This window comes from Labrys methylaminiphilus subsp. lupini (assembly GCF_051161885.1).
Taxonomy (GTDB): Bacteria; Pseudomonadota; Alphaproteobacteria; order Rhizobiales; family Labraceae; genus Labrys.
The window spans coordinates 1,199,474-1,215,324 of the sequence record NZ_JBMDIH010000001.1; the positions used below are offsets into that span (position 1 = coordinate 1,199,474).

Annotated in this window: 12 protein-coding genes and 1 pseudogene; 7 read left to right on the plus strand and 6 right to left on the minus strand. The window is 63.8% G+C overall.

Going from position 1 to position 15,851, the window contains the following annotated elements:
* Window positions 1-187 precede the first annotated feature (187 nt).
* Window positions 188-1,126: a LysR family transcriptional regulator gene (locus ACN6KF_RS05600; protein ID WP_434955887.1), complete on the minus strand. Its 939-nt coding sequence runs from the start codon at window positions 1,124-1,126 to the stop codon at window positions 188-190.
* Window positions 1,127-1,238: 112 nt separating this feature from the next.
* Here ACN6KF_RS05600 and ACN6KF_RS05605 point away from each other — a divergent pair, with 112 nt between their 5' ends.
* Together ACN6KF_RS05605 and ACN6KF_RS05610 are read left to right on the plus strand one after the other, a co-directional pair.
* Entirely contained in the window at window positions 1,239-2,621 is a 1,383-nt protein-coding gene (locus tag ACN6KF_RS05605) for an MFS transporter (RefSeq protein ID WP_434955888.1), read from the plus strand.
* 11 nt (window positions 2,622-2,632) lie between these two features.
* A complete protein-coding gene (locus ACN6KF_RS05610; RefSeq protein WP_434955889.1) occupies window positions 2,633-3,022 on the plus strand; it encodes a hypothetical protein in 390 nt (129 codons plus the stop codon).
* A 13-nt stretch (window positions 3,023-3,035) separates the two neighbouring features.
* On the opposite strand, the gene ACN6KF_RS05615 is transcribed toward ACN6KF_RS05610, so the two are convergent.
* The 4 genes from ACN6KF_RS05615 to ACN6KF_RS05630 all read right to left on the minus strand — a co-directional run bounded on the left by ACN6KF_RS05615 (window position 3,036) and on the right by ACN6KF_RS05630 (window position 7,823).
* Window positions 3,036-3,833 carry an inositol monophosphatase family protein gene (locus ACN6KF_RS05615; RefSeq protein ID WP_434955890.1) on the minus strand — a complete coding sequence of 266 codons (798 nt, stop codon included), beginning with the start codon at window positions 3,831-3,833 and terminating at the stop codon, window positions 3,036-3,038.
* The gene (locus tag ACN6KF_RS05620) at window positions 3,830-4,564 is read right to left on the minus strand and encodes a FadR/GntR family transcriptional regulator (RefSeq protein ID WP_434955891.1); all 735 of its coding nucleotides are present in this window, start codon (window positions 4,562-4,564) and stop codon (window positions 3,830-3,832) included. The genes ACN6KF_RS05615 and ACN6KF_RS05620 overlap by 4 nt, the downstream gene beginning before the upstream one ends.
* 163 nt (window positions 4,565-4,727) lie before the next feature.
* The gene (locus ACN6KF_RS05625) at window positions 4,728-6,524 is read right to left on the minus strand and encodes an autotransporter outer membrane beta-barrel domain-containing protein (RefSeq protein ID WP_434955892.1); all 1,797 of its coding nucleotides are present in this window, start codon (window positions 6,522-6,524) and stop codon (window positions 4,728-4,730) included.
* A gap of 639 nt (window positions 6,525-7,163) precedes the next feature.
* Complete coding sequence (locus ACN6KF_RS05630) at window positions 7,164-7,823, minus strand: GntR family transcriptional regulator (protein ID WP_434955893.1); 660 nt, start codon at window positions 7,821-7,823, stop codon at window positions 7,164-7,166.
* A gap of 159 nt (window positions 7,824-7,982) precedes the next feature.
* Between ACN6KF_RS05630 and dctP the strand changes: the two genes are divergently transcribed.
* The 5 genes and pseudogenes from dctP (at window position 7,983) to ACN6KF_RS05655 (ending at window position 13,960) form a co-directional block, all read left to right on the plus strand.
* The gene (dctP, locus tag ACN6KF_RS05635; protein ID WP_434955894.1) at window positions 7,983-9,023 is read left to right on the plus strand and encodes a TRAP transporter substrate-binding protein DctP; all 1,041 of its coding nucleotides are present in this window, start codon (window positions 7,983-7,985) and stop codon (window positions 9,021-9,023) included.
* 1 nt (window position 9,024) lies between these two features.
* Window positions 9,025-9,540: pseudogene (locus tag ACN6KF_RS05640) on the plus strand (TRAP transporter small permease); the annotation flags it as partial.
* 96 nt (window positions 9,541-9,636) lie between these two features.
* Window positions 9,637-10,980 (plus strand): TRAP transporter large permease, encoded by a 1,344-nt coding sequence (locus tag ACN6KF_RS05645; RefSeq protein ID WP_434959619.1) that lies wholly within the window; start codon window positions 9,637-9,639, stop codon window positions 10,978-10,980.
* A 27-nt stretch (window positions 10,981-11,007) separates the two neighbouring features.
* Window positions 11,008-12,432: a malonyl-CoA decarboxylase gene (locus ACN6KF_RS05650; RefSeq protein ID WP_434955895.1), complete on the plus strand. Its 1,425-nt coding sequence runs from the start codon at window positions 11,008-11,010 to the stop codon at window positions 12,430-12,432.
* Between the two features lie 10 nt (window positions 12,433-12,442).
* On the plus strand, window positions 12,443-13,960 hold the full coding sequence (locus ACN6KF_RS05655) for a malonate--CoA ligase (protein ID WP_434955896.1): 1,518 nt from the start codon (window positions 12,443-12,445) through the stop codon (window positions 13,958-13,960).
* A gap of 141 nt (window positions 13,961-14,101) precedes the next feature.
* Here ACN6KF_RS05655 and ACN6KF_RS05660 read toward each other — a convergent pair whose 3' ends face one another.
* Window positions 14,102-15,682 (minus strand): alkaline phosphatase D family protein, encoded by a 1,581-nt coding sequence (locus ACN6KF_RS05660; protein WP_434955897.1) that lies wholly within the window; start codon window positions 15,680-15,682, stop codon window positions 14,102-14,104.
* Between the last annotated feature and the right edge of the window lie 169 nt (window positions 15,683-15,851).

Here is a 15,851-nt window from a genome sequence, read left to right on the forward strand (position 1 = left end):
ACGGTTGCACTGCCTGTCAGTGCCTCCGCTGAGTGACCAGACCTGGGGACGCATGGAATTATTCCCGTCCGTCGCAAAGTTTTTTCGATCTCCGGGATTCGTGTTGTCGGCGCGCCAGTCCGTGGGGATCGAACTCGACCGTTTCATCCCTCGATGTAGGGCACGGTCGCCGTGCCCTTCCGCCGCCTCATGCGCTCCGTTCGCTGCCTGAAGCGGAAGAGCGGGCAAGATGGGCTTTCACGAAGTCGATCCAACTGCGCACCTTGCGTGGCAGCTGTCCTGCGGCCGGGTAGAGCGCATAGACATTCTGGGCGGGAAAGCGATAGTCCGGCAATGCGTCCAGCAAACGCCCCTTAGCCAGATCGTCCTGGACGAGCCATTGCGGCAGCAGGGCAAAGCCAGCGCCCCGCAGGGCAAAGGCGCGCAGGATCGAAGCGTTGTCGGCGAGAAGGCATGGTTCGCCTGCCGGCCGATAGGCATGGCTGCCACCGGCACTATCCTTCAGGTCCCAGGCAGGCACCTGCTCCAAACGCCGATGCCCGAGCCGCGGATAGTCGTCGAGCGCCGTGGGCGTGTCGATGCGTTTTCGGCCCGATGCGGCAAGCAGGTCGGGTGCGATGACGGGACGCATCTCGAATGTGTCCAGGCGGACGGCCTTGTAGCCGAGATCGCGCAACCGGCTCAGCTCTCCCAGGCGGATGGCCACGTCGAAACGCTCGCGCACGAGATCGGTCTCGAGGGAATGCGTCTCGATCTGGACCCGGAGGGCCGGATGCAGGCGCATGAAGGCCTGCAATGCCGGCACGATCCGCGTCAGACCGTATTCCACCGTGGTGGTGAGGCGCAGGGTTCCGGTGAGATCCGCATGCTCGCCGCGCGCCTCCTCGATGGCGAGACGCGCAGTCTCCAGCATGTCGACGCAACGCGCGTAGAAACGCTCGCCTGCCGCCGTCGGCACTACGCGCCGCGTGGTGCGGCTAAACAGGGGAATGCCGAGATCCCCTTCGAGCTGCTTGACGTTGAAGCTCACCACCGCGCGGGCCTGGCCGATACGGGTGGCGGCAGCCGTAAAGGAACCGGTCTCCACCACGGCACGGAAGATTTCGAGACGGCCGAGGCTGATCAAACTCGTTCTCCATTGTCAAAAATAATACGCCAATATTGTCCAATTATTCGACTTATTTATCGTATTGGCAATCGCTAGGTCTGGGGCAGTTCATCAGCTCTCCATGTCGGTCATGTCGGTTCGTTCAAAAATTGCCATCGTCTACCTGCTGGGCTTCGGCCTCGACCTCGCCAACATGTTCGTCATCAATGCGGCCTATCCGGCTCTCGGGCGGGAATGGCAGGCATCCCCGGCGCAATTGGCCTGGACCGGCAATGCCTACATGCTCGGCCTGACCGTGGTGATCCCGCTCGGCGTCTGGATGGCTGCGCGCTGGGGCGAGCGTCGGGTCTTGCTGGTATCCCTCGGTGTGTTTGCGCTCGGGGCAGGCGGTTCGGCTGTTGCAGGGTCCCTCGCTGCCTTGCTGGCCTGGCGCCTGGCGCAGGGACTGGGAGGCGGCGCGCTGATCCCGGTCGGGCAGGCGATGGCCTACCGCGCCTATCCGCCGAGTCAGCGCGCCGGGCTGACATCCCTGGTGATGATGGTTGCCCTGATCGTCCCCGCCCTGTCGCCGGCGATCGGAGGCGTCGCCGTCGATTTCCTGTCCTGGCGCTGGATCTTCATCGGCATGCTGCCCGTGGCCGGTCTCGCCTTCTGCCTCGTGCAGCTCTGGCTGCCGAGAACGGAGCGCCAGGAGGATCCAGGTCCCCTCGACGTCTCCGGATTCGCGACCAGTATCACCGCCCTTGTCGCGCTTCTGCTCGGGCTGACCTGGCTCGGTGAAGGCGAGCAGGCCTGGCTCGCAAGCGTCGCCATCGGCATCGCCATTCTGGCCGGGACACTGCATGTCAGGCGCGCTTTGGGCAGGTCACAGCCCTTGCTGGAGCTCAGGCTGCTGTCGCGACCACTGCTGCGTGGACCGGCCATCGTCTATCTGTGCGTACCCGGCGTTTTCGTTGGCGTGAACCTGGTCGCCTCCCTCCATCTCCAGGGCGAGCTCGGCCTCACGGCTTCCCAGACGGGAGCCCTGATGATTCCCTGGTCGATCGCGGCTTTCGCAGCGATCTCCTGCACGCGTCTCGCGATTTCCCGATCAGGGCCGGTGCCCCTGCTCGTGGCCGGGATGCTGGTCCAAGCGGGGGGCATCCTGCTGCTCTGCGCCGGTGGTGACTGGCTGATCCCAGCCTATCTCGCGATGGGGTTCGGCGGCAGCCTGTGTTCGAGCGCGGCTCAGAGTGCGGCCTTTCTCGACGTGCCGCATCGGCAGATGGGCCAGGCCAGTGCGCTGTGGAACATCAATCGCCAGTTGAGCTTCTGCCTCGGCGTCGCGGTGATGAGTTGCCTCGTCGGCAACTTCACGGGGACACTGGGCCCGTCGGCGCCATCGCAGGCCTATCTCCATGCCTTTGTCGCGGCCGCGGCGCTTTCGCTTCTGCCCCTGCCGGGGATTCTCCGGCTACCGAACCTCCAGGCCCGGCGCCTGTTGGGCCATGTGGTTCATTCCGAAACCGAATAGGGAGAACAAACATGCATGATTGCTTTGCCCAGGAAGTCATCGACACCTGTGTCGAAATCCGTCTGTGGCTGTCGGGAGAGGGAAATGAAACGCACTTCTCCAGTTTGCTCGAGCGCTTCTCGCCTGCCTTCACCATGGTGACCCTCTCAGGAGCGCAGATCGACTATGAGGGCTTGCAAACCTTCTTCATTCAGGCTCGCGGCAGTCGGCCCGGATTGCGGATCGTGATCGACGAGCTGGAGACGCTGCTCGGCAACGAGGACGGGGCCGTCGTCTCCTATCGCGAGCGGCAGGAGAGCGCCTCGGGTGGGACCACCATGCGGCGATCGACCGCCGTCTTCACGCGTGACGCACAGGGCTCCGTGCAATGGCTGCGTCTGCAGGAAACGCCGTGCCTCTGAGGCGGTGGTGCGATCACGCTGGCCAAGCCTGTTCCGCCTGCAGGAGATCTTGCAGGGATTGGCGAATAGCCGGGGTACAGGCGAGGACCTTGTGGTCCTGCAGCAGGCCAGGTCCGCGCGGAAAATCGCGAGCCCAACCTCCAGATTCCTCGACCAGGAGCAGGCCGGCGAGCACGTCCCAGCTCTTGAGGGAGAGCTCGCAAAAGCCGTCGATACGGCCGCAGGCGACCTGGGCGAGCCCCATCGCCGCCGAGCCGTTCTGGACGAAGGCATAATCGTTTGCGAGGAGGTGGCCGATCAGCCCGAGATAGTCGGCGGTGGGGTGCCGAAGCGAATATCCCGCATCGACAACGGCATCGGAGGGACCACGTGTCGTGCGAACGCTGATGGGGCTCCCGTTGCAAAAGGCGCCCTGGCCGCGCCGGGCGCTGAAGATCTCGTCAGCGATCGGATCGTAGACGACGCCGCTCTCCGTCCTGCCGTCGACGCAAAAGGCGATCGACACGGCGAAGTGGGCGATGCCGCGGGCAAAGTTCAGCGTGCCGTCGATCGGATCGATGACCCACAGATGGCGTGCGGGCGAGCCGCCGGTTTCTTCGGTCAGTATGCCATCGGCCGGGAACGCGCCGGCAAGTTGATCGATCAGGAAACGATCGATTTCCAAATCGGCCTGGGTCACCGGATCGTGCCGGCCTTTTTCGAAGCTGGACAGCGCCTCGTCGGAGCGGAAGTAGCGACGCGCGATCGCTCCGGCCTGCCGGGCGCAGTCCTGGGCGAAGCGATGCCGCCGGTCGATGTCGTCGCCGATCACGATTTCCGCTCGCGCCTTGCCACCAGGGAGCGTTTCACGTCCTCCTCCGCCTCCTCGAGCAAGGAGGTGATGGCCTTGGCGGTCGCGATCGGATCTCGCTTTGCAATGTTGTCGACGACCGCCTGGTGCAGGGCGAGCGAGTGGCTCTGGCCCTCGGGATTGTCGTCCGTCAGGCGAAAGCTGATGACCAAGGCGGTCTCGATCAGCGCGGCGAGGGAGCCGATCAGCTCATTGCCGGACATGCGCAGGATGGCTTGATGGAAGGCAAGATCGGGTATGGCGAAGCGTTCGCTGTCGTCGCCGGCCTGCTGCATTCGCGAGAGCAGGAGGCGCAACTGCGCGACCTGCTCATCGGTCGCCCTCTCGGCGGCCAAGGCGGCGGCCATCGGCTCGATGGCGCGCCGCAGCTCGAACAGGGAACGGGCCTCCTCGGCCGTGGTTCTCGGCCCGTAGCGCCAGACCAGCACGTCGGGGTCCAGGAAGTTCCAGTCCTCTCTGGCGCGCACGCGCGTGCCCACCTTGGGGCGCATCTCCACCATGCCTTTATTGGCGAGCACCTTGACGACCTCTCGCAGCACCGTGCGGCTCACGCCATGGGCGGCACTCCAGTCATCGGCATTCGGCAATTGATCGCCCGGGGCGAGGTCGCCCCGCACGATGCTCTGGCCGATGTCGTTGAGAAGGCGCGAATAGAGGCTGGTGCCAGTGGCGTTCCCTCCCAGAGAGCTCATGGGTGAAACCTTGGAAGGAAAGGCTGCATTCTTCATTCTATTCCTGTTAGCGGCGTATCACGCCGCGGATAAGCAGCTTGGGACGATGGCGGTGAGGTGGCATGGCAAACTTGCCTTGACCAAGCTGCCTCGTCCAATCCTCACCGCGCCGGTATCCTTCAGATCACAGCTTCATGTCGAGATTGACCTTGAAGGCATGGCCCTGGGTGTGGCTGGCAAGCTGGCCGGAATAGGAGGCTCCCAAAGTTGTGTTGGGCGCAAGCGCGATGTCGACGCCAGCCTCGACCGCCAGCGCATCCTTGGCGAGCGGCGCGCCCGCTATCGTGAAGGACGAACCATTGTTGAAGGCGAGCTTCGCATTCTGGGTCACGTCGTCGAAGGCGTGCTGCCAGCCGAGCGTGCCGCGCAGGGTCAGCGTGGTCCCGGCGACGTCGAAGCCGGTCGAGGCATGGAGCCCCAATGTGGTGTAAACGGTGTCCGCCGAACTCTTCTGGCTGGTCAGCGCCGCTGTGGTGCCGCCCTTCTCGGCAAAGCCTTGCGTGTCCAGATGGACATAAGCGAGATTGGCGAAAGGCTCGAAGGCGCTCCGACCGAGATCGAAGCGATAGCTGAGCTCACCGAAGGCCTGTGCCGTCGCAGCATTGTACTGCCCCGAAAGCCTTTCGCGGAAGGCCGGGAATACGACATCGCGCTTGGTGTCGACATTATGCCAGCCATAGATGGCGCCGGTACGAAAACCGAGCCGGCCCCATTGCGTGCCGCCATAGAGGCCGAGCTGATAGTTGTTGCTGGAGCCGTCGGAGGTCCGGGCGGAGACGTCGAAACTCGTATGGCTGTAGCCGGCGAGGACGCCCACGCGCCAGTCCCCGACCGGTGCATCGATACCGCCGATGAAGCCGCCGCTGGTGCGGTCGAAGGAGGCGGCGTCGCCCGAACCCTTGGCCCGGCCGGTGGCGGCGAAGGGCGTGCCCCAGACGACGATGCCGTCGGTGTTGCCTATGGCCGCGCCGCCTGACGTTCCGGCGATACCGCCGAAGGCCGAGCGCAGGCGTCGGTTGGCGGCATCGCGTGGGTAGCGGCTATCCTCGAGGAAGGCGCCCTTGATATCGGCATGGATCTCGCCCGAGAGCGCATTTCCGTAGGGACGCACATAGCGGTAGAAGCCGATTGCGGTCTGGCCGGGATGGTTCGGATCTTCCTCGCGATTCAGGATGTGCATCGACCAGCCGTCGGGCGTGTTCTTGAAGACCAGGCCTTCGACTTCCTGCTCGCCATTGGTCTTGAGATTGCCGATGAGCTCGACCTGGCCGGTCACGAGATTGGCGCGATAGATCAGCTTCTGGTCATTATCGGTCGAAAAATACATCCAGCCGTTGAAGATCTTGCCACCCTGGGCCTGATCGATGGTCTGGGACAGGGGAATGTATTTCTGGAACGACCAGTCTGAAAGGTTGTAGACGGCGAGTTCCGTTGCATTTTCATAGGCCATGCCGTAGCCGACGCCGTTCTTGGCGTCGACGGCCACCCAACTGGCGATGTCATGCGTGCCATGCGGAGGATTGAGCGGAAAAGCCTGGCCGAGATAGGTCAGTGTTTTCGCGTCATAGATCGCGAAGACCGGCCTTTCATATTTGCCATTGGTGGTCGGCGAACGGTTGCTCGTGTCCAAAGAGATGTAGAGCTTGCCGTCGGCATAGTCGATGTCGCCGATATGGTTGAGCCCGATATCGGAATATTGGGAGGGATTCTTCAGCGCATCCGGAATGGCTGAGGTAACCAGCAATTTCGGATCGAAGGAGCCGTTGGTCATTTCCAGGGCATTGGTGCCGGAAAAATACCAATTGGTGCCGTCGGTGGTGACGCCCTGGCCGCGTGAGGCATCGACGCCCGAGAACAGTGATTTCTCGACCATGATCCAGGGTTCCACCGCCAGCGCGGGCAGGCTGGTGGCACCGAGCATCGACAGACCGACGAGGCATGGCCATGCGGTTCTGCTGAGCCAAGGGCGGAGTCCGGCACAGGCGATGGGAGCGAAGGTAGTCTTCTCAGGCGGTTTGCTCGACGTATCAAACGGTGTGGCAGGCATGGTCTCGATCTCTCGGGGCAGGTTCTTGTGAGTGCACAGCGGCGCCCGCCGGCCTTGCGGCCGGCGATGACGTGCGAAAATGCGGCTATGACGAAGTGTCCCGGCCGGCGGCGGCAACAGCCCGGCCCTGGATATTGGCGAGGATTTGGAGGAGACGCGCCAGTACAGATGAACTCGGACTGGCGCGTGTCAGGTACAATCAAGGCATTGGCTTGAAGACATGTACCGGCATCCGCGGTGCGGATGATGTGATCTCGGCGAAATAGCGGGCTGAGTAAGAATTCCTATCGGTGGTCACTAAGCGTGGTCACGAGCAGGCTGCCTCGATGCCATCCGTCCGGTCCGATGGGTAGGATGGCCGGGTGCTTGCTCGATGAGATGCTTCATAGAGACGGCCCGTGACAATAGTATGAATAATATGAAGAATGAAGAAGGTGGTCGCGGTGACAGGCCAAGGCAGCCTTGTCGGCGAGTGGCGGCTTCAAAGCACCTGATTTGTAGTGCGAGGTTTTCTTATTCCGCAGCCGCGCGGTTGAGCGAGGCGATCAGATCGGTGAAACGTTCGCCCTGCACCGCGACGTGATCATAGAGGCGTGTGGAGGCGAGGGCACTATCGCCGGCCAGCAGGGCGTCGACGATGGCTTCGTGCTCGGCCAGCGAGGTGCGCATGCGGTTGCGTACACGGAGCTGGAGGCGGCGGAAGGGAGCGAGGCGTTTGTGCAGGGCGATGGCCTGCTCGGCGATGAAGTCATTGCCGCTGGCCACATAGATGGCGCGGTGGAAGCGTTCGTTCTCGTAGTAATAGACGTCCATGTCGCCGCTGTCGGCCGCCTTGCGGCAGGCTTCAAGCGTCTCTCCCAGCGCGGCCTCGTCGCTCGGCAGCAGGCGGCGGGCGGCCAGGCGCCCGCAGATCGCCTCAAATTCGGCCATCAGGCTGAACATGTCGATCAGGCGCTTGGGATCGGGGGCGCTGACGATGGCGCCACGGTGCGGGCGGATCTCGACCAGACCGGCAGCCGCCAATTGCTGGAGAGCCTCGCGGATCGGCGTCCGCGACACCCCGAATCTGGCCGCCAGCGAGACCTCGTCGAGCCTGTCGCCGGGCTTGGACACCCCTGTGGCGATTTCTTCTTCGATCTGGTTGCGCAGGCGGGTCGCGGGTTTTTCGCTCATGGCCGATATCCTCCGCAATTTCGTACGACTCTCAAGGTGATGGAGTCAATCTCGCAAAACTTGTATACAATTTTATTGTAACTGTTTCAAAACTGCAATAATGGTGAATGCAACCGCAGGCGGAACCAGCCAGCCTCGGATGGATGAGAGGAAATCGCCATGTCGCTTGCCTTGAGGCAGATGTCGCTTACCCGGAGGCAGATCCTGACTGCCGCACTTGCAACGCCATTGATCATCCGGTCGGCCGGGGAAGCCCGCGCCGCCACTACATTGAAGATGTCGCATCAGTTTCCCGGCGGCACCGTCGAGCAGGGGGATTTTCGCGATCGGCTTTGCCGCATCTTCGCCGCCGAGGTGGAAAAGCGCACCAGCGGCGCCTTGAAATTCGACGTCTACGCCAATGCCTCGCTGATGAAGACCAATGCGCAGTTCTCGGCCATGCGGCGCGGCGCCTTGGACATGTCGCTGTTTCCCGTCGCCTATGCCGGGGGCGAATTGCATGCCACCAATCTGGGCCTGATGCCCTGCCTGGTGACGAGCTATGAGCAGGGCGCCGCCTGGAAGAATGCCGAAATCGGCAAGGCGCTCTCCGGCATCCTGGAGGCCAAGGGCATCAAGATCATCGCCTGGGTCTGGCAGGGCGGCGGCGTGGCCTCGCGCGGCAAGCCGGTGCTGACGCCCGACAGCTCCAAGGGGCTGAAGATCCGTGGCGGCAGCCGGGAAATGGATCTGATGTTCACCGCCGCCGGGGCGCAGGTCTCTACCATGCCTTCGAACGAAATCTATATCGGCATGCAGACCAGTGCGCTCGACGCCGCCGTGACCTCGTCGACCAGCCTGATTTCGTTCCGCCTGGAGGAACTCGCCAAATCGCTGACCTCGGCGCGAAAAGGCTCCTTCTGGTTCATGCTCGAACCGCTGCTGATGTCCAAGACGATCTTCGACGCCCTGCCTGCCGATCAGCAGAAGGCGCTCCTGGATGTCGGCATCGAAATGGAAGGCTGGGCCACCAAGCAGGCGCAGCACGACGACGAGGAGGTCGCCAAGGTCTATGCCGCCAAAGGTGTCGAAGTCGCCGATTTCAGCGCGACCGACCTCGCCGAGTGGCGCAAGGTCGCCGAGGCCAGTTCCTGGAAGGATTATGCGGCGCGCTCGAGCGAGGCCGCGGAGTTGCTGAAGCTAGCACAGAAGGTGGCGTGAGATGGGCGGCTCGATCCAGCACGACGCCATTCTCGCCGCCGACGAAACCCGCCCGGCGGAACAGGCGGGAGCGGTGCGGCGGGTGTTCGGGGCTGTCAACGCCGTCGCCTTTCGGCTCTCGGCCGTGGCTCTGCTGGCGGCGGCTGTGGTCCTCACCTTCGGCGTCATCACCGGGCATGTGACGCGCCAGTCCGTGCTCTGGCAGGACGAAGTCACCATCTACCTGATCGCCGGTGCCATCTTCCTGTCGGCGGCCTCGGTGCAGGCGGTACGCGGCCATGTCGGGATCGACATCCTCGACCATTGGCTGCCGGCGACCGCCGGCACCAGGCGGCTGGTCGTCGATGCGCTGGTGCTGTTCTTCTGCGTGCTGTTCGCCTGGAAATCGGGCTCGCTCCTCCATGAAGCCTGGGTGGACGAGCAGACTTCGCACTCGGCCTGGGGCCCACCCTTGTGGATTCCCTATTCCCTGCTGACGGCAGGCATGGTGCTGCTGGCTGCGCAGGTCGCCCTGCAGGTGGCGGAACGATCGCTGCCGGTGTGCATCATCGTGCTGCTCGCCGTGCTCGCCTTCGCCCTGTGGTCGCGCCCACCCCTGCCGCTACTAACCGGCCTGCCGCAATGGGGCATCGGCGTTGCCTACTGTACTGCGACGCTGATCGTGCTGTTCTCGGGCATGCCGATCGCCTTCGCCCTCGGGGTGGTGGCGCTGACCTTCATGATCCTGTTCATGCCGGCCGCCTCGATCGACACGCTGGCGCAGAATTTCTACGAGGAACTGGCCAATGTCATCATCCTTGCCATCCCGCTCTTCATCCTGAAGGGGGCGGCGATCGGTCGTTCCAACGCCGGCAAGGATCTCTATTCGGCCTTGCATGCCTGGCTCCATCGCATTCCTGGTGGGCTCGGCGTGGCCAACACGGTCGCCTGCGGGCTGTTCGCTGCCATGGCCGGCTCCTCGCCCGCCACCTGTTCGGCCATCGGCGCCGCCGGCATCCCAGAGATGCGGGCCCGCGGCTATTCAGGCGGCTTTGCCGCCGGCATCATTGCGGCCGGTGGCACGCTCGGCATCCTCTTGCCGCCCTCGGTCACCATGCTGCTCTATGCGGTGGCGGCAGAGGTATCGCTCGGCAAGCTGTTTCTGGCCGGAATCGGCCCGGGCCTGCTCCTGATGACGATGTTCGCCATCTACGCGATGCTGCATTACCGCAAGGAGAAGCGGCAGGCCCTGGTCCAGGCCGAGCGCACCGGCGTTCGTTCGGCCATCCTGCACGAGGAGAGCTACTCCTTCGCCCAAAAGCTTCGCATGGTCGGCTGGGTGGTGCCCTTCGTCTCCATCCTCGCCGGCGTGATGGTGGTTCTCTATGCCGGCTGGGCGACGCCCTCGGAGACCGCCGGCGTCGGCGCCGTGCTGGCCCTGGTGGTGATCTCGGCCATGTACGGCATCTGGCGGCCTTCCAAGGTGATGCCGATCCTTTCGGGCACGCTCAGGGAATCGACCATGCTCTTGATGATCATCGGCATGTCGCTGCTCTATTCCTATGTGATGAGCTATCTCCAGATCAGCCAGTCGGCGGCAGCCTGGATCATCAGCCTGAACCTGTCGAAATGGCTGCTGCTGACGGCGATCCTGCTCTTCGTGGTGGTCCTCGGCTTCTTCCTGCCGCCGGTCTCGATCATCCTGATGACGGCGCCGATCATCCTGCCGCCCTTGAAAGCGGCCGGCTTCGACCTGATCTGGTTCGGCGTGGTGATGACCATCGTCATGGAGATGGGCCTGATCCATCCACCGGTCGGGCTCAACATCTTCGTGATCAAGAATATCGCGCCGGATATCCCGCTCGGGGATATCATGCGCGGTACACTGCCTTTCGTCGGATTGATGGCGGTGGCGGTGGTGCTGGCCTGTCTGATCCCCGGCCTCGCCACCTGGCTGCCCGATCTGATCATGGGGTAATCCATTGACAGGGTATGGTGAACAGCGATGAGCAGAAACTTCCTGCAGGAATTCCTGGAAGCGGTCGCCGAACGGGGGAGGGGCCTCATCGGCCTCGACCGCCCCTCATCCCAGGTGCGATCGGCCGATCTGCTGGCTCTCAGCAATGCGTTGCTGACCGGCCGGGGCGAGGTTTCCGGCGTCGCCTTAGCGCAGCAATGGCTCGATGCCTATGCTGCGGCCGATGACGAGCATCGCCGCCGCCATCTGGCGGCGCTGGCCGAGGACTTCGGCGCCGATCAGCCGCGCCTGGATGCGGCGATAGAGGCCTATCTCGGTGACAAGTCTCCCCGGACCATGGCCGAACTCAGCGCCGCTGCCGAGCCGAGGCGGCAGGAGCTCTTCCGCCGGCTCAACCGCCCCGCCGGCGGCACGGCCGCCTTGGTGCGCCTGCGCGAGGACGTCCTCGCCAGCCTGCCTGACAATGAGGAGTTGGAGGCTCTCGATGCGGATCTCGCCCATCTGTTCTCGTCCTGGTTCAACCGGGGTTTCCTGATGCTGAAGCGGATCGACTGGACGACGCCGGCGAACATCCTGGCCAAGATCATCCAGTACGAGGCCGTGCACACCATCCATAGCTGGGAGGATTTGCGCAGCCGGCTGGAGCCTTCGGACCGGCGCTGCTTCGCCTTCTTCCATCCGCAGATGGCGGACGAGCCGCTGGTGTTCGTCGAGGTCGCCCTTACGCAGGACATACCGGCGACCATCGCGCCGCTGCTCGCCCTCGAGCGCAAGCCGATCCGGGCCGAGGATGCGACCACGGCGGTGTTCTACTCGATCTCCAACTGCCAGGTCGGCCTGCGTCGCGTTTCTTTCGGCAATCTCCTGATCAAGCAGGTGGTCGAGGAACTCCGGCGCGATCTGCCAAAGCTGAAGAGTTTCGTCACCCTGTCGCCGGTTCCCGGATTCATGGGCTGGCTGAAGCGGGAACTCGCCAAGGAGGAGCCGCATATTCCAGGCGTGGCCGACCTCACGGTGCTGGAGGGGCTGTTCCGGCCTGCGGAGCACGGGGGAACCGGGCCGGCAGAGGCCATGCGTGAAGCGCAACTCGCGGCCGCCGCCCATTATTTCCTGGTGGCCCGGACACCATCGGGTGCGCCGATCGATCCGGTGGCGCGGTTCCATCTGGGCAATGGCGCTCGCCTCGAACGCATCAACTGGCGGGGTGACGTCTCGCCGAACGGGTTGCGCCAGGCCGGCGGTCTCATGGTCAATTATCTCTATGATCTCGATGCCATCGAAGACAATCACGAGGCCTTCGCCAATCAGGGCGTGATCGCCGCGAGCCCGGCCGTGCGCAAGCTTCTGAAAGCTACGGAAACGAAGCCGGTGCGTCGCAAGACAGCCGTACCGGCCCTGCCACCACCCACCCGCAGCGCCGATCCGGCCCCGCGACCTCGTCCCAATCCCTGAGGAAATTTGCGTGTCGAACCATCTGTTCAGCCTGATCCGTTCCCGGATGCCCGAAGCGGGGAGACCCTTCCTGACCCTCTCCGACGGCAGCGGCTTCGACTATGGCGCCGTGCTTGCCTGGTCGGGACGCTATGCCAACGCCCTGCGCGGCTACGGGGTCGAGACCGGCGACCGCGTGGTCGTCCAGGTCGAGAAGAGCCCACAGGCGGTGTTTCTCTATCTTGCCTGCCTGCGCGCCGGCGCGGTGTTCGTGCCCCTCAACACCGCCTACACCAAGGCGGAGCTCGACTATTTCGTCGGCGATGCCGAACCGCGCCTGCTGGTTTGTGCGCCTGAGAAGGCGGATGAACTGGGCGAGATCGGCACCCGGCTCGGCGCTGCCGTTGCAACCCTGGGAGGCCGTGACGACGGCTCGCTCGCCGAGGCAGCCAGGAGCGCGCCGGAAGCCTTCGACGACGTTGCGCGCGGCGAGGACGATCTGGCGGCGCTGCTCTACACCTCTGGCACTACCGGGCGCTCCAAGGGTGCGATGTTGACGCATGGAAACTTGGCTTCCAACGCCGTTACCCTGGCCGCCTATTGGCGCTTCAGCCAGGCCGACGTGCTGCTGCATGCCCTGCCGATCTTCCACACGCATGGCCTGTTCGTGGCCATCAACACCACGTTGATGGCAGGCTCCTCGCTGATCTTCCTGACGCGCTTCGATGCGGCGGAGGTGCTGCGCCACCTGCCCGAAGCAACCTGTATGATGGGGGTGCCGACCTTCTATGTCCGCCTCCTTCAGCAGGAGAGCCTGACGGCCGAGGCGACCGCCCATATGCGGCTGTTCGTGTCGGGATCGGCGCCCCTGCTGTCGGAGACCCATGAGCAATGGAAAGCGCGCACCGGCCATGCCATCCTCGAACGCTATGGCATGACCGAAACCAACATGATCACCTCCAACCCCTATGACGGGGCGCGCGTGGCTGGTGCGGTCGGCATGCCGCTGCCGGGCATCTCGCTGCGCATCACCAAACCCGAGACGGGCGAGGCCTTGCTGCAAGGCGAGATCGGCATGATCGAGGTGAAGGGCCCCAACGTATTCAAGGGCTATTGGCGCATGCCGGAAAAGACCAAGTCGGAATTCCGGCCCGACGGCTTCTTCATCACCGGCGACCTCGGCAAGATCGATGCCCAGGGTTATGTCCACATCGTCGGACGCGGCAAGGACCTGGTGATCACCGGCGGCTACAACGTTTATCCCAAGGAAGTCGAGACGGAAATCGATGGCATTCCCGGCGTGTTCGAGAGTGCCGTCATCGGCGTGCCGCATGCTGATTTCGGCGAGGGCGTGACGGCCATCGTGGTGCGCAAGCCCGGCGCCACCGTGGAGGAGCGAACGATCCTTCAGACCCTGGAAGGGCGCCTCGCCAAGTTCAAGCAGCCCAAGCGCGTGCTCTTCGTCGACGAATTGCCGCGCAACACCATGGGCAAGGTCCAGAAGAACGTGCTGCAGACGACCTATCGCGATCTTTACGCGCGGGGGTGATCGATATTGTCATCCCGGACGCGTTGCAGCACGAAGTGATGCAGCGCACGTCCGGGATCGCAAGTCGGATGAGGCCATATCTCGATGCGGTCCCGCATCTGCGGCGCAGCATTGCATGCTGCACCGCGTGCGGGATGACATTCAGCCGAGCTTCGGCTCGAGCTGGGTCGACCAGAGCGAGGCATCGGCGGCGTCGCGCAAGGTGACGGTCATCACCCGCGTGTCGGCGGCGATGGCGACATGGCCGAAGAACTGCAGGCCGGCCGCGGGCGACAGGTTCTGCTGGCCGCCTTCCGGCGCCTTCACATATTTGAGCTCGGGCCCGAAGGTCATGTCGAGGTCGTTCGGGCCGAAGGTGCCCGAGTGGAGCGGGCCGGAGACGAACTCCCAGAAGGGATCGAAGTCCTGGAAAGCCGCCTTGTCCGGGTTGTAGTAATGGGCGGCGGTGTAGTGGACGTCGGCCGTCAGCCACACCGTGTTCTTCACGCCGGCCGCCTTGATGAAGCGCAGGAGATCGGCGAATTCGAGCTCGCGGCCGAGCGGCTTGCCATTGTCGTTGTTGGAGACGGCTTCGAAGCCCTTCTTCTGGTCGGCCTTGTCCCACACCACCAGAGCGAGCGGCATGTCGGCGGCGATCACCTTCCAGGTCGCCTTGGAGTTGGCGAGTTCGCGCTTGAGCCAGGCAAGCTGCTCGGCGCCGAGGAAGGCGGCTTCCCCACCTTCCGTGGCCTGCAGATTGTCGCCGTTGGGGCCGCGATAGGTGCGCATGTCGAGCATGAAGACGTCGAGCAGCGGGCCATAGGGGATCTTGCGATAGACCCGGCGCGGCTCGGCCAAAGTGGTGGCGATCGGCATATATTCGTGGAAGGCCTGTGCGGCGCGCGCCGCCAGGGCCGCAATCGACTTTTCCTTGTAGCGATCGTCGCTGAGCAGGTCCTTGGAGGACGACCAGTTGTTGGTCACCTCATGGTCGTCCCACTGGGTGATGACAGGAACCTGCTGATAGAGCGCGCGGAAATTCTTGTCCATGAGGTTGTATTTGTACTGTCCGCGATATTCGTCGAGGGTCTCGGCGACCTTGGACTTTTCCGGCGTGACGATGTTCTTCCAGATGGTGCCGTCAGGCAGCTTCACCTCGGGCTTGATCACGCCGTCGGCATAGATGTTGTCACCGGAATGGATGAAGAAATCCGGGTTGTGCTTGAGCATGGCCGAATAGATCTTCATGCCGCCACGGTCGGCATCGATGCCCCAGCCCTGGCCGGCGGTATCGCCGGACCAGACGAAGGAGACGTCACGCAGCCCGGCCGGAGCCGAGCGCAGATGTCCGGTGACGACCTCGCTCTCGACGCCGGTATGGGCGAGATCCTGGAAGCGCACGCGGTAGAAGATCTCCTGGTCCGCCGGCAGGCCTTCCGCCAGGATCTTCACGGTGTAGTCCGTCTCGGGGGAGGCCGTCACCGTCGGCAGCCGGTTCACGGTCTTGAAACTCTCGGTGGTCGACCATTCGAAGATCGCATTGGCTGGGCGGTCGGTGCGCGACCACAGCACGGCTCTGTCGCCGGCTACGTCGCCCGACTGCAGGCCGGCCGTAACCTGGGGACGATCGGCGGCACGGGAGACCCCCGGCATCGCCAGCGAACCCGTTGCACCGAGAAGGCCGGTTGCGGCGGTTGCGGTCAGGAAGCGGCGGCGGGACAAAGGTCTTTCGATGAAGCGCATGGCGACTCTCCGGCTTGAATTGCGCTCCTTCTTGGCCACCGACATGACAGAGGCATGTCAAATAGTTGGAGGAATTGTAAACTGTGCTCGAGAGGGGCGGTGAACGGGTCTCATGCGGTGGCCTGCAGCAAAAATTCACAGGCGGCGCGCATCGGGTTATGGCATAGGG

Coding starts and splice junctions, on each gene's coding strand:
- ACN6KF_RS05660 (WP_434955897.1), bottom strand. CDS start 15,682: ATGCGCTTCATCGAAAGACCTTTGTCCCGCCGCCGCTTCCTGACCGCA.
- ACN6KF_RS05610 (WP_434955889.1), top strand. CDS start 2,633: ATGCATGATTGCTTTGCCCAGGAAGTCATCGACACCTGTGTCGAAATC.
- ACN6KF_RS05630 (WP_434955893.1), bottom strand. CDS start 7,823: ATGAGCGAAAAACCCGCGACCCGCCTGCGCAACCAGATCGAAGAAGAA.
- dctP (WP_434955894.1), top strand. CDS start 7,983: ATGTCGCTTGCCTTGAGGCAGATGTCGCTTACCCGGAGGCAGATCCTG.
- ACN6KF_RS05625 (WP_434955892.1), bottom strand. CDS start 6,524: ATGCTCGGTGCCACCAGCCTGCCCGCGCTGGCGGTGGAACCCTGGATC.
- ACN6KF_RS05605 (WP_434955888.1), top strand. CDS start 1,239: ATGTCGGTTCGTTCAAAAATTGCCATCGTCTACCTGCTGGGCTTCGGC.
- ACN6KF_RS05650 (WP_434955895.1), top strand. CDS start 11,008: ATGAGCAGAAACTTCCTGCAGGAATTCCTGGAAGCGGTCGCCGAACGG.
- ACN6KF_RS05620 (WP_434955891.1), bottom strand. CDS start 4,564: ATGAGCTCTCTGGGAGGGAACGCCACTGGCACCAGCCTCTATTCGCGC.